Here is a 12,925-nt window from a genome sequence, read left to right as displayed (position 1 = left end):
ATTAATAATTAATACTGGCGCGCCCGGAAGGATTCGAACCTCCGACACCGTAGTTCGTAGCCACGTGCTCTATCCAGCTGAGCTACGGGCGCAACGACTTTATTTTACAGTTTTTGCTCAGCTTTATAATGAATTTCTTCTCTATTTACGCTGATGGATTCCGGAGCAGTAATTCCTAGTCTTACTTGCGAACCCTTCACTTCCAAAACTGTAACTTTTATATTTTCACCTATTATTAAAGACTGTGTTTCTTTTCTACTTAAAACTAGCAATGTAATTCTCCCTTTTAAGAACTTAGCACAGAAAAACCGTATATGTATACCTCAATTATCTGGAGGTTCGTATCCAAAAGGAGGAGGAATTTTATTTTCTGGATTAAGCAAATAGGTCTTTGTTCTTAAAAAATCAGCTAGTTCGTCATTCGAAAGGTCTTTGTTCAACTCCGAATACTTAAAAGGAGAGCCAACGATAAAAGGTACCTTAGTATTGATTCTTCTCTTTATTTCGTGAAATAGTAAGGATGCTCTTAATATTGGACTAAAATGACTAACGAATTGAAAAAGGCTTGAATTTGAACCAAAAAAATATACTGGCACAATTTTCGCATCTGTTTGTTTAATCAATCTAGATGTGAATTTCTTCCAGGCAGGATCGAAAGCTTTAGTTTTGCTTTGATGAATTCTTGAGGTTGTAGAAACAGCTCCTGATGGAAAAATTATAATTGAACCGCCATCACTTAAATGTTTTCTTGCAATTTTTCTGGTCTCAATATTTGTTAAAAGCGCTTTTTTATCGCCACTAAAATCAATTGGTAACAAATACTTTTTTGTCTCTGGTGCACGAAGCAATAAAGAATGAACCAGTAATTTAAAGTCGTCTCTCCTCTGACTCACAAGCCAGCTTAAGACTGTTCCATCCAAAACTCCGAAAGGATGATTAGCAACAACAATTGTAGGGCCTCCTTCTGGTATGTTGTTAATGCTTTCCTTCGCGATATCAATGTCAAGATTTAATAAATCTACACATCCATCCCAAAAACTTATCCAATTCGACGGATTTTCTTGATATTTTCTATAAAGGTTATAAATGGTTGGCTGACCCGAACAATATTCTATGGAGCGGATAAGAATTTTTCTTACAATAGGATCATCAGGATCTGCGTAACTGAAATATTTTGATTCTATATATTCCATATCGTCATTGGCGGAGAGAAAGGGATTCGAACCCTTGAAGGAGTTTCCCCCTTACACGCTTTCCAAGCGTGCGCATTCGACCACTCTGCCATCTCTCCCAAAATAATAACTTATTTTATAGATTTTATATTTAAAAAAAATTTTTAACTTCTTATACCAACACCTTTTTTTAATAAACGTAAAGCCACTAAATAAAAAATTAAAATAAACACGAGAATCATTGAAATTGCATAGGTAACATTGATGTCAGAAACACCTAACATCCCATACCTAAATGCATTAACCATATACAAAAGCGGGTTTAGCTTAGATATTATTTGCCAAGTTTCTGTGAGAAGACTTATAGAATAAAAAACTCCTCCCAAGTATATGAGGGGTGTTAAAACAAAAGTTGGTATGATCGTAATATCATCAAAACTATCTGCGTAAATAGCATTCAGCAACCCTGCCAAAGAAAAGAGAATAGATGTCAAAATTACAACTAATGCAGTTATGAAATAATACTGAATAGTAATTTCAGTAAAAAACAATGACGTCAACATTACTAATAAGCCAACAATAATTCCTCTGACGACACCGCCAATTACAAAGCCTAAAAGAATCAAATAGGTAGGCATAGGAGATATTAGTAATTCCTCAATACTTTTTTGAAACTTAACTCCATAAAATGATGACACAACATTGTTGTAAGAATTTGTAATTACAGCCAACATGACTAACCCAGGAGCCATAAATTGCATGTAATCAAAGCCTCCCATTAATCCAATTCTCGAACCGATAAAACTTCCAAAGATGATGAAATATAAAACAGTTGTTATGACTGAAGGTATTAGTGTTTGCTGCCAAATTCTCATAAACCTTCGTATCTCTTTCAAGGAAAGAGTGTTCAATGAATTTAATAATTCTCTGGTATTCATTCTTGTTTAGTTAATTTAAGAAAAAGTTCTTCCAAACGATTAGTTTCATTATGAATACTATTTATTTCAATATTTTTTGATTGAAATTCTTTCAAAATCTCATTGACCCCTACGGACTTATGAACTTGAACAGAAAAACTATTATCATCTAAAAGTTTAATTTTCAATTTATCAAAATCAATGTCCTCAGATATCTTCTCTTTAGTCTCAAAAATATATATTTCTGATTCTAACTCGCTTAGCAAGGATTTCATTGAAGATTCCTTAACTATTTTTCCTTGATCTATTATTGAAATATTTTTACAGAGTTTTTCAGCCTCCTCTAGATAATGAGTCGTAAGAATTATTGTTGTGCCTTTGTTATTTATTTCTTCTAAAAACTCCCAAAGAGATCTTCTTAATTCAATGTCGACTCCAGCAGTTGGTTCGTCAAGAATCAGTAATTCAGGTTCATTAACTAAAGCTTTAGCAACCATTAATCTTCTTTTCATACCTCCCGACAAAGATCTTCCTTGCTCATTTCTTCTATCCCAGAGATCCAAAGCTTTTAAATAATATTCACTATTATTTTTTATGACCTTTTTATTCAATCCGTAATATCCTGCTTGTTGAGTAAGAATCTGATAAACCGTTTCGAATTGATTAAAATTTACTTCCTGTCCAACTATTCCCATTTTCTTCTTCGCTAGAGCATGATTTTTATCTATGTCTATTCCTAAAATTTCAACTTTCCCACTTGTTTTGTTTACGATTGAACTTATTATTCCGATTAATGTAGATTTTCCTGCTCCATTTGGCCCTAGTAGCGCGTAAAAGTCTCCTGAATTTACTTTAAGATTCACTTCATTCAATGCCCTAAGATCTTTAGGGTAAACCTTGCAAAGATTTTGTATATTTATAGCTACTTTTTCCAAAATAAAGATGAATTAGATTACTATTTAGTGAGAAAAGACATTCCGTCTTCTAATCCCTTAATAGTTAAAGGATACATTTGATCATCAATCAATGTCCTTGAGAGCTCTATAGAAGCTGAATAGTCCCAATGATCTTGTGGAACAGGATTTAACCAAATTAACTTTTCAAAGTTTGAATAAAATTTCTTCATCCACAAAGAGCCTGGTTCTTCATTCCAATGTTCTATACTTCCACCAGCATTGGTGATTTCGTAAGGAGCCATGGTTGCATCACCAATGAATATAATTTTGTAATCTTGAGAATATTTTTGAAATAACTCAGTTGTCTCAATTCTCTCATTATGTCTTCGGCTATTATCTTTCCAAACAGTTTCATAAATGAAGTTATGAAAATAAAAATATTCTAAGTTTTTAAATTCTGTCTTACATGCGGAGAATAATTCTTCGCAAATTTTTACGTGTGGATCCATTGAGCCGCCTACATCAAATAAAACGATTACCTTTACAGCATTAGCTTTTTCAGGAACCATTTTAATATCCAATAATCCTGCATTTTTTGCTGTAGATTTAACAGTCCCATCTAAATCAAATTCTTCGTTGTGAGATTCTCTAACAAATTTTCTTAATCTTCTAAGAGCGATTTTGATATTTCTTGTTCCTAATTCAATTGAATCGTCTAAATTTTTAAAATCTCTTTTTTGCCAAACTTTTACTGCTTTACCTTCCTTGCCCTCGCCATCAACTCTAATACCTTCTGGATTCATTCCTGAATTTCCATAAGGAGAGGTTCCACCAGTTCCGACCCACTTATCCCCGCCTTCATGCCTCTCTTTTTGTTCTTCAAGTCTCTTTTTAAATTCGTCGAGTAATTTTTCTAAGCCTCCCATAGATTTAATTTTTTCTAGTTCCTCAGGAGTCAAAAATTTTTCAAATTCTTTTCTCAACCACTCATCGGGTATTAATGCCTGAATAACATCATCTAAAGTCTCAAGGCCTTTAAAATAAATATCAAACGCTCTGTCAAATTTATCGTAATTTTTTTCATCTTTTACCAAGATAGCTCTAGATAAAAAATAAAATTCATTGGTATTGGCAAAAACAAGTCTTTTATCTAATGCAGTCAATAAATCTAAAAGCTCCCTTAGAGTGCATGGAACTCCTGTATCTTTTAACGTATTAAATAAATTTATTAGCATCTAGTTGTTTGATTCTCTTCTTGTCATAAAAGCTAATCTTTCGAGAAGCTGCACGTCTTGTTCATTTTTAATTAAGGCTCCATATAATGGAGGAATAGCTTTAGATGGATCTCTATTTTTCAATATCTCATCTGGTAAGTCATCTGCCATAAGAAGTTTCAACCAGTCTACCAATTCTGAAGTAGATGGTTTTTTCTTAATTCCAGGAACTTTCCTAACGTCGAAAAATATGTCTAAGGCTTCCTTGACTAATTTTTCTTTTATTTTTGGATGATGAACTTTAATTATTTTTTTCATTGTCTCTCTGTCTGGAAAAGAAATATAGTGAAAAAAACATCTTCTTAAAAAAGCATCCGGAAGTTCTTTTTCATTATTACTAGTTATAACAACTATTGGTCTATGTTTTGCTTTAATAGTTTCTTTTGTTTCGTAAACATAAAACTCCATTTTGTCTAATTCTTGCAGTAGATCGTTTGGAAATTCAATATCGGCTTTATCTATTTCATCAATTAATAAAACGACCCTTTCATCACTTTGAAAGGCCTCCCATAATTTACCTTTGTCGATGTAGTTTGATATGTCTTTAACTCTTTCATCTCCCAATTGAGAATCTCTTAATCTTGTTACTGCGTCATACTCGTAAAGTCCTTGTTGGGCTTTAGTAGTAGATTTTATGTTCCATTCAATTAAAGGAACCTTCAGAGCACTTGCAATTTCTTCAGCGAGCATAGTTTTACCAGTCCCAGGTTCTCCTTTGATTAATAATGGTTTTTCTAAATTTACAGATGCATTGACAGATAAGCTGAGATCTTCTGTTGAGATATATGTTTTTGTTCCTTTAAATTGCATAGTTTGTCTCCGTGACTAATAAAGAGTATCTATAATATCAAAAAGTAAAAAAATTACTTCTTTATTCTTAATTTAGCTAGCTGTTTCGATTGACCAACTAGATTTCCTTTTGAATCCCATATTTCTCTATCTTCCTCGATATATCCAGAAGTAATAAATTCTGTTTTAGCTGTGACTTTTAGCGGTCCTTCTGAAGGATAAGATCGTATGTGGCTTGTCAAGCTTATTGTTGGCACCCATCCAACCGATCCCATATTGTTAAAAATAGGCGGTGTAGTAGCGTCTAGAAATAAAATCAAACTATATAAATCTGCTTTTTCTTTATCCGGCCAAGACATATATAAATTTAACACTGCATTCTTATTTTGATTATTATCTTTTGCTTTCCACCAAATTGAATCAGAACAATATTTTTTTTCTATAAATTTTTCTAAACCAGGATTAAACCCTTCTTTGAAAGCGTGAAGATGGCAATCTTCATATTTTTCAAAAATAGGTTCTTTTTTAAAAGCTTTATTTAGACCTGTTGCCTTCGAGAGATCGGTAAAGGTTGCTGTGAAAATTACTTTTATTTCATTGTCTTGAATCATAGTAGCTCTTGCAGAGCTCAAACTTCTTGTGCTTGGAAGAGTCTCAACCTTTATATCTATTTTTCCAAAATTTAATCTATTTAAATAATTTGCTGTAACTATTAGCGGGTCCTTATGTTCAAGGCTTTCAGAAATAGCCTTAGCAGCTAAAGCCATGGTGTAACCACCATTAGGTGTTTTTCCTATACTCCACATATCTGAAACGTTTCCCTCGTAATGATTTTTATCGATTTGTACAACAGATATATCTGATTTAAAGTGTTCGAAAGGCGTTTTCATAATTAAATGATAAAAAATTTATAAATATTTTATATGCAAGAAAGATTTTTTGATATCGGGGTTAATTTAACACATGAGTCGTTCAATAATGATTATAAGAATGTTATTGAAAATGCCTTTAAAAATAGTGTTGATAGAATTTGTCTCACTGGTACTTCAATTGAAGATAGCGAAAAATGTATTGAAATTACAAAAGAGTTCCATAGAAATTTAATTTCTACAGTAGGTATTCACCCTCACTATGCTGATAATTTTGATGAATCTTCCAAACCAATGTTAAAAAAATTGGCTTCAAGTGAAAACGTTAAGGCAATAGGCGAAACCGGATTAGACTTCAATAGAAATTTTTCTTCAAAAGAAAAACAAATTGAATCATTTCATACACACATAGAAATTGCTAATGATTTAAACATGCCAATGTTTCTCCACCAGAGGGATGCTCATAAATTATTTTTAGAATGTATTAATAATGTAAAAATAAAATCAAAAGCCGTTGTCCATTGTTTTACTGGAAATATTTCAGAATTAGATGAATATTTAAATATGGATTTATTTATAGGTATAACTGGATGGCTATGTGATCCTATAAGAGGAAAAGACTTAGAAAAAGCTATTAAAGAAATTCCCCTGAACAAACTCATGATTGAAACAGACTCTCCGTATTTACTTCCAAAAAATTTAAAAGTTAAAGGTCGAAGAAATGAACCAAAGTTTTTACCAGAAATTTTTAATAAAATAGTTTCTTTAAGAAGTGAGACTAGTGAAGAAATACAAAACCAGATTTATTTAAATAGCTTAAATTTCTTTAATCTAAACGGATAATATTCTGACTTATCAAAAAGTCAGTATCCATAGTTAAGTTCAATCCATCTATAATTTCTTGCGTATTACTTCCTACTTTAAGAGGAGGATGTTTAACTTCGCTCTCAGTTCTGGAAAATCTTGGAGCTGGAGCTGGTTGATTAATTCCTGCAATTTCTACAAAAGTTTTTCTATCTTTATTGTGCTGATAATTTACTGATTCCTGTAAAGAAAGAACTGGAGCAAAACAAACATCATTTCCCTTAAAAATTTCACACCACTCGTCTCTAGTCCTAGTTTTAAATCTTTCAGAAACTATTTTTTTTAGTTCTGGCCATTGTTTTTGATCAAATTGATTATTAAAAGTAGTTTCATCTAATTGCATGCATCTAATTAAAGCAGCATAGAACTGAGGCTCAATAGAGCCGATTGATATGTATTTATTATCCTTGCATTCATAACAACCATAAAAATGTGCAGCTCCATCCAATAAATTTGAATCTCTTTGATCTTTCCATTGGCCAGCGCTATACATTCCATACATCATTGTCATAAGCAATGCAGATCCATCGGTCATTGCTGCATCAATCACTTGGCCTTTTCCCGATTTAGAACTCTCAACTAAAGCTGCACATATACCCATAGCCAATAACATTCCGCCGCCGCCAAAATCTCCGACTAAATTCAATGGAGGGAAAGGTGGTGTGTCTTTTGAGCCCATGGCTCCCAAAGCTCCTGTGAGAGCAATATAATTAATGTCATGACCTGCTTCGGGAGAAAAACTTCCTGTTTGACCCCACCCTGTCATTCGGCCGTAAATTAATTTTGGATTTATTGATAGTAAATCATCTGGTCCGTAACCTAGTTTTTCCATTTTTCCTGGTCTCAAACCTTCTAACAGTGCATCTACATTTTTTACAAGAGAATGAATCAAATCCTTTGATTCAGGATTTTTTAAATCGACTGCAATTGATTTTTTCCCTCTGCTCGCGAGATCATTTGTTTTTGCTTTGCCGTAATTTTCGATTCTGTCGACTACTATGACATCAGCGCCCATATCAGCCAAAATCATTCCACAAAAAGGTCCTGGGCCCAGACCGGCAAATTCAACTATTTTTATTCCAGATAAAGGTCCCATTTATACTTTCAAAGGTTTAAGTTTAATCAGCAAAGCAGGTAAAAGCACTAAAGAACTTATAACAGCCATGATCATAGCTAATGCAGTAAAAAGCCCAAAATAGACTGTTGGATTAAAATTTGAAATTGTTAAAGATAAAAAACCAAATATTATGGTTAAAGAGGTGTAAAGAAGCGCTTTTCCTACCGTCGTATGTGTATTTTTTGACGCCATTAGATAATTATTTGATGCTAAGTATTCTTTTTTAAATCTAAAAATATAATGAATTGTATTATCTACCCCCATTCCCACACTTACAGCTGCAACAGTAACTGTCATAACGTCTAACGGAATACCTAGCAGTCCGATTGTCCCTATCACTGCTCCAGCAGATAAAAAATTTGGAACCATTCCTAATAAAGCTAAGTTTAAGGATTTAAAAAGTATCAAAAACATCAAAAAAATTGATACAAATACTATGCTCATGCTCCCAAACAAGGAACCAAATAGACTTTGTAATAAATTGCTGTAAATAACTGATATGCCTGTTAAAGAATATTGATTAACGTCTAGACCAAAAACGTTTTGTAAATCGGCGTCTATGGATTCAATAAGAGTTTTTCTATTCAATCCTTCAAGCGATTCTATAACTCTAGCTGTCAATCTGACTTGATTGTCATCACTGCTTATATAGGAACTTAAAAGTTGAGACTCTATTTCTTCTGGTAATAAACTTCTCAATAAAGCCAGTTCAACATCAGAAAGCCTATTATTATTATTTGCTATTTCAGCAATTTTTACTCCACTTGAAACTGATAAGACCTTTCCTATTTCATTTCTGCCTTCTAAATAATCATGAATCGATTCTAAAAAAATCAGGTTTTCAGAGGTAAACCAATAACCCTGTTCCTGAATTTCATCCGCCAAGGAGTCACCAAAACCCTCATCAAAATCATCTTCAAATGCAAAATCTGCTTCTTGACCCATGCTTGGAGCATCAATAATTACATCTAAAGTAGCAGTGCCACCAAGTTTTTTATCTATCAAGGATAATCCTTTGTATATCTCAGATGAAGATTTGAAATAGTCGATGAATTTATTTTCTACGGTTAATTTATTAAATCCAACTACAGATAAAAAAATTACAAAAAATGTAAGAATAAGAATTGTATTGATTCTTTTTTCTACCCAAGAAAATATCTTATTAGTTAAGCTTTCAGACACTGGTTTTAGACTTACGTTAGTTTTGGATAATAAAGCGTTCAAAGATCCAAAATAAATAAATGTAAAAATAAAAATAGAAACAATACTAATCACCATCATGAATCCAAAATCTATAAGTGGCTTGATATCACTTATAACAAGTGAAGCAAAAGCAGCAACGGTCGTCAAAGCTGTATAAAGGCATGGTAAGAACATCTGTCTCAAAGTTTCACTTACCAAAGCTTTCTGATCTAAGTCAAGTTTATGGTTTAGCTCTTGGTATCTAACAATAAGATGCACAGCCAAAGACAAGCTTATTATCATTACTATCGAAACAAAATTCGCGGATACAACTGTTACTTTCCATTCGAGCCAACCTATTACCCCTATTGAGATAATGGAAGAAAATAAAGCCGCGCTTAATGGAATTGCCACCCACCTAAATTGCTTAAAAATAACGCCTAAAACTAGAATAAAAATCAAAAAAACAGCCGACCCAAAAGTTAATAAATCTTGTGAAATAAAATTAATAGTATCTACGGTTATCATGGCTGCCCCTCCTAAGAAGAGTTCGCCAAAATAACTATAATTTTTAAGAATGCTTCTTATTTCTTCAACTAATTTTTCTTCTTTAGTTGATATTAACTCCCTTTCCTTTTGAATTTCCTCATTTACTATTTCAAGCCTTGAATTAAATTCAGGATTTAATTGATCATTGATGGAATATCTCTCGTTGATTAAATTTTCGTAAGTTATATTTCTTTTTAAAGTAAGTTGTATGGCAGTAGTTTTTAAATCTTCGCTAATTAATAAGTTTTTATAAACCTCATTTGTATTGAAAACTCGTTTAGCTTTTTCTATGTCAGGATCAATTGAGTCAAGAGTTGAAACTTGATCCGCAACTTCAGACAACGACAAATTTTTATTTGCTTCAATTAATGGCGCATCAAGCAAACTTAGAACGCTTTCAATACCATCGACGTTGGATAGCTCAAAAATAAGTTTTTTGAAGGTTTCAATTGAAGATTTTTTAAAAATAGGTTCGTCTGGAGTTACGGTTACTACTAAGAAATCTGTTGAGCCATAAGTTTTTGCTGAGTCCCTATAAAGTTTTAAATCAGGGTCGTTTTCTAAAAGTAAAGTCTCTGAAGATGCATCTAAATCGAAATTAGAAGCTCCTGCTCCAATTAGAATAAGTAAAGAGAAAATAATAAATAAAACTAATTTTGGGCTTTCAGTAATTAAGTTAGCGGATATCATAATTGCTGATTTTTATATTGTTTATGTCTCTCTTTATATCTGAGTCTGTCTTCATCTGTTTTTTCATCAAAACATTTGTGACAAGAAACTCCTTTAAGATATTCAGGCTTTAACAGATCTTTATTAGACAAAGGTCTTCTACATGCAAAACATTGATAAAAATTGCCAGGCTCCAAATTAGTTTTAAGTGTAACTCTATCATCGAAAACAAAACATTCTCCTTCCCATTTGTCAGTATTTTTAGACTTTTCAAAATAATTTAAAATTCCGCCCTTTAGTTGAAAAACATTTTCCACTCCGTTTTCTAAAAACATTGCAGAAGCCTTTTCGCATCTAACGCCTCCCGTGCAGAAGATAGCAATTTTTTTTCTATTCAAGAGCTTTTTGTTATCTACGATGTATTTATTAAATTCTCTAAAATTTTTTGTTTTTGGAGAAATAGAATTTTTGAAAGTTCCAACTTCAATTTCGTATTCATTTCTGACATCTATTGTTTGAACGTCTTTTTGAGAAATAAAATCATGCCAATCTTCTGGATCAACGTATTTACCTTTGTGATTATCAATTCTTAGATTTATTCCGGATGGAACAATCTCTTGTCTAAGCTTTATTTTTAATTTTTTAAAAGGCTGCTTATCGGATATCGAATTTTTTATCTCTAAATTTCCGCAGTATTTTTCAATTAATGCTATTCCTTTTTTTAAAGAAACTGAATTTTGGGATGCAATTGTAGAATTAATTCCCTCAGAGGTGAGGATGACAGTGCCCACAATTTTAAGTTTTTTAAATTGCCTTTTTAAAAGATTTTCTAATAATTTAATCTGTTCAAAGCTAAAGCATTTGTAGAATGTAGCTATAAAAAATTTTTTACTTTTCTGCATTCTCTCCACCAAGGCAATTTGGAGATTTTAAGTCATCTCCTGAAATATCTTTCCACTCGTTGCGTGTAAATGGATGAATCGCGATGGCATGAATTTTCTTCATTTCTTCCGATAGAATTTGGTATATTTTTTGGTGCCTTTGAACTGCTCGCATTTCTTCAAAAAAATCGGAAACAACTGTTATTTTAAAATGCGATTCAGCTCCATCAGGCGTGTTATGCATATTGCTTTCGTTTATTACTTCTAAAAAGTAAATTTCCAAATTATTTTTCAAATTTAGCTCTATATCGTCTTTTATCATGTCTCAGAGTAATTTAAATTATCTAAATTTCCTTCATGAGAAGCCTTTGTCATTTTAACTTTGGAAAAAATAAATAGCGCTAAAAGCCATAAACAAGTTGAAATAGATAAAGCATAAATACCTACGCTAATTATTGTGCTGTTGTCCACTTCCCCAGCTACGGCTCCTGACGGCCAAGAAGATAAGGATAATACTATTCCAGCTAAGAATGCTCCTGCTCCACTCATACATTTTGCTGCAAAAGATCTAGCAGCCAATAAAGTACCTTCCATTCTTCTTCCAGTAATTTTTTCAACTTCTTCAACTGTATCAAATACCATCGAGCCTAAAGTGGTGTATGAAATTATTTGAGCAGCAATACCTATCCAGTGACAAGCTAGAACAATAAAAAGAACATAAGGAGTATCGTTAGAAGGCATCAAATCAAAGATTTTCATAAAAATTGCAATATTTTCTGCAACGAAAGCAATTAAAAACATAAATATTATTGTGTTTCTTTTTCCATATTTTCCAGCCAGATAAGGAGAAATTAAAATGCCTACAAAAGGCGTTAGAAATAAAGCTAAACCTATTGTCAAAATATTTAAGGGAGTGAATTCCCAAAAAAAACTGTAATAGAACAAAGTAAGATTTGTAGAGATTCCAGATGCAACTGCAGTAATAATTCCCGCCAAAAATAAAACTAAGTAATCTCTACTTACGGTTAAGGTCTCCCATAACTGGCTCAAGGTATTTCTTAAAGAAAGTTTATTTGGCTCGGGCGTGAATAAATCATTAATGTGACGGTGAGTTCCTAAAGCAGTAACCATGATTGCAATAAACATGACCACTCCACAAGCTAACCCATATGATTGCCATGTTGAAGGTAGATACCTGGCGTCTGTTGTGCCCGTGTAGCTGCTATAAACAACAAAAATCCATAAAGAACACCAAACTGCAAGACCTCCCCACCATCCAAACCAATATCTATAAGCAAGCAAAGAACTTCTTTCAATGTAATCTTTAGACAATTCGGGTCCTAAGGCCATACTAGGAATTTCGTAAAAAGTAATAGCCGTTCTAATAAAAATTCCAACTAAAAGTAAGTATGAAAATAATTGAAACTGCGTTAAATCCAATGGAGGAATCCACAATACAAAAAAAGAAATACATACTGGTAACGCTGACAAATAAATGTAGGGATGCCTTCTGCCCCATTTTGTTTTTGTATTATCAGAAAAATAACCAACGAGAGGATCAGAAATAGCATCAAAAATTAACATCAAAAGAATAGCTAATCCGGCTAAATCTGGAGACAATCCAAATACTTGCACATAAACAAAAAGTAAAAAATAAGCAAAAGCATTGTCTTTAATTCCAAATGCCATTGATCCAAAACCATAATAAAGTTTGGTGGAAACTGGCAATTTTGTATCTTTCATAAG

Annotated in this window: 13 protein-coding genes and 2 tRNA genes; 1 reads left to right on the top strand and 14 read right to left on the bottom strand. The window is 32.5% G+C overall.

Features of this window, described 5'->3' with window-relative positions; translation table 11 throughout:
• Positions 1–15: 15 nt before the first annotated feature.
• The 9 genes from M9C82_02430 to M9C82_02390 all read right to left on the bottom strand — a co-directional run bounded on the left by M9C82_02430 (position 16) and on the right by M9C82_02390 (position 5,938).
• A tRNA-Arg gene (locus tag M9C82_02430) sits at positions 16–92 on the bottom strand.
• Between the two features lie 12 nt (positions 93–104).
• The gene (csrA, locus tag M9C82_02425) at positions 105–272 is read right to left on the bottom strand and encodes a carbon storage regulator CsrA (protein ID URQ74005.1); all 168 of its coding nucleotides are present in this window, start codon (positions 270–272) and stop codon (positions 105–107) included.
• A gap of 51 nt (positions 273–323) precedes the next feature.
• Positions 324–1,193, bottom strand: a complete 870-nt coding sequence (locus M9C82_02420) for a lysophospholipid acyltransferase family protein (protein ID URQ74004.1) — start codon at positions 1,191–1,193, stop codon at positions 324–326.
• 8 nt (positions 1,194–1,201) lie between these two features.
• Positions 1,202–1,291: transfer RNA gene (locus tag M9C82_02415), tRNA-Ser, on the bottom strand.
• Between the two features lie 45 nt (positions 1,292–1,336).
• Complete coding sequence (locus M9C82_02410) at positions 1,337–2,110, bottom strand: ABC transporter permease (GenBank protein URQ74003.1); 774 nt, start codon at positions 2,108–2,110, stop codon at positions 1,337–1,339.
• Positions 2,107–3,024: an ABC transporter ATP-binding protein gene (locus M9C82_02405; GenBank protein URQ74002.1), complete on the bottom strand. Its 918-nt coding sequence runs from the start codon at positions 3,022–3,024 to the stop codon at positions 2,107–2,109. Before M9C82_02405 ends, M9C82_02410 begins: the two co-directional genes overlap by 4 nt.
• A gap of 20 nt (positions 3,025–3,044) precedes the next feature.
• Positions 3,045–4,220: a VWA domain-containing protein gene (locus M9C82_02400; GenBank protein URQ74001.1), complete on the bottom strand. Its 1,176-nt coding sequence runs from the start codon at positions 4,218–4,220 to the stop codon at positions 3,045–3,047.
• A complete protein-coding gene (locus tag M9C82_02395) occupies positions 4,221–5,069 on the bottom strand; it encodes a MoxR family ATPase (protein URQ74000.1) in 849 nt (282 codons plus the stop codon).
• A 53-nt stretch (positions 5,070–5,122) separates the two neighbouring features.
• Complete coding sequence (locus M9C82_02390) at positions 5,123–5,938, bottom strand: thioesterase family protein (protein ID URQ73999.1); 816 nt, start codon at positions 5,936–5,938, stop codon at positions 5,123–5,125.
• 33 nt (positions 5,939–5,971) lie between these two features.
• On the opposite strand from M9C82_02390, the gene M9C82_02385 reads away from it, so the two are divergent.
• On the top strand, positions 5,972–6,760 hold the full coding sequence (locus M9C82_02385; protein ID URQ73998.1) for a TatD family hydrolase: 789 nt from the start codon (positions 5,972–5,974) through the stop codon (positions 6,758–6,760).
• Here the strand turns inward: M9C82_02385 and M9C82_02380 are convergent.
• From M9C82_02380 to M9C82_02360, 5 genes are read right to left on the bottom strand one after another with little or no spacing between them, the layout of a single operon-like run.
• Entirely contained in the window at positions 6,744–7,877 is a 1,134-nt protein-coding gene (locus tag M9C82_02380; protein ID URQ73997.1) for a CoA transferase, read from the bottom strand. The genes M9C82_02385 and M9C82_02380 overlap by 17 nt on opposite strands.
• Positions 7,878–10,319 carry an MMPL family transporter gene (locus M9C82_02375; protein ID URQ73996.1) on the bottom strand — a complete coding sequence of 814 codons (2,442 nt, stop codon included), beginning with the start codon at positions 10,317–10,319 and terminating at the stop codon, positions 7,878–7,880. It lies immediately after the preceding gene.
• Entirely contained in the window at positions 10,316–11,200 is an 885-nt protein-coding gene (locus M9C82_02370) for a rhodanese-like domain-containing protein (GenBank protein URQ73995.1), read from the bottom strand. Before M9C82_02370 ends, M9C82_02375 begins: the two co-directional genes overlap by 4 nt.
• Positions 11,187–11,501, bottom strand: a complete 315-nt coding sequence (locus M9C82_02365) for a BolA/IbaG family iron-sulfur metabolism protein (GenBank protein URQ73994.1) — start codon at positions 11,499–11,501, stop codon at positions 11,187–11,189. Before M9C82_02365 ends, M9C82_02370 begins: the two co-directional genes overlap by 14 nt.
• Positions 11,498–12,922, bottom strand: a complete 1,425-nt coding sequence (locus M9C82_02360) for an MFS transporter (GenBank protein ID URQ73993.1) — start codon at positions 12,920–12,922, stop codon at positions 11,498–11,500. The genes M9C82_02365 and M9C82_02360 overlap by 4 nt, the downstream gene beginning before the upstream one ends.
• Positions 12,923–12,925 lie beyond the last annotated feature (3 nt).

The organism is SAR86 cluster bacterium (assembly GCA_023703675.1).
Classification (GTDB): Bacteria; Pseudomonadota; Gammaproteobacteria; order Magnimaribacterales; family AG-339-G14; genus AG-339-G14.
The sequence above is the reverse complement of the archived record's forward strand: the minus strand, read 5'-3'. Positions and strand labels throughout refer to the sequence as shown.

Bases quoted from the DNA above. Each gene is read 5' to 3' on its own strand.
- M9C82_02375 (URQ73996.1), bottom strand. From the start codon at position 10,319: ATGATATCCGCTAACTTAATTACTGAAAGCCCAAAATTAGTTTTATTT.
- M9C82_02395 (URQ74000.1), bottom strand. From the start codon at position 5,069: ATGCAATTTAAAGGAACAAAAACATATATCTCAACAGAAGATCTCAGC.
- M9C82_02370 (URQ73995.1), bottom strand. From the start codon at position 11,200: ATGCAGAAAAGTAAAAAATTTTTTATAGCTACATTCTACAAATGCTTT.
- M9C82_02410 (URQ74003.1), bottom strand. From the start codon at position 2,110: ATGAATACCAGAGAATTATTAAATTCATTGAACACTCTTTCCTTGAAA.
- M9C82_02385 (URQ73998.1), top strand. From the start codon at position 5,972: ATGCAAGAAAGATTTTTTGATATCGGGGTTAATTTAACACATGAGTCG.
- M9C82_02380 (URQ73997.1), bottom strand. From the start codon at position 7,877: ATGGGACCTTTATCTGGAATAAAAATAGTTGAATTTGCCGGTCTGGGC.
- M9C82_02365 (URQ73994.1), bottom strand. From the start codon at position 11,501: ATGATAAAAGACGATATAGAGCTAAATTTGAAAAATAATTTGGAAATT.
- M9C82_02400 (URQ74001.1), bottom strand. From the start codon at position 4,220: ATGCTAATAAATTTATTTAATACGTTAAAAGATACAGGAGTTCCATGC.
- M9C82_02360 (URQ73993.1), bottom strand. From the start codon at position 12,922: ATGAAAGATACAAAATTGCCAGTTTCCACCAAACTTTATTATGGTTTT.
- M9C82_02390 (URQ73999.1), bottom strand. From the start codon at position 5,938: ATGAAAACGCCTTTCGAACACTTTAAATCAGATATATCTGTTGTACAA.
- M9C82_02420 (URQ74004.1), bottom strand. From the start codon at position 1,193: ATGGAATATATAGAATCAAAATATTTCAGTTACGCAGATCCTGATGAT.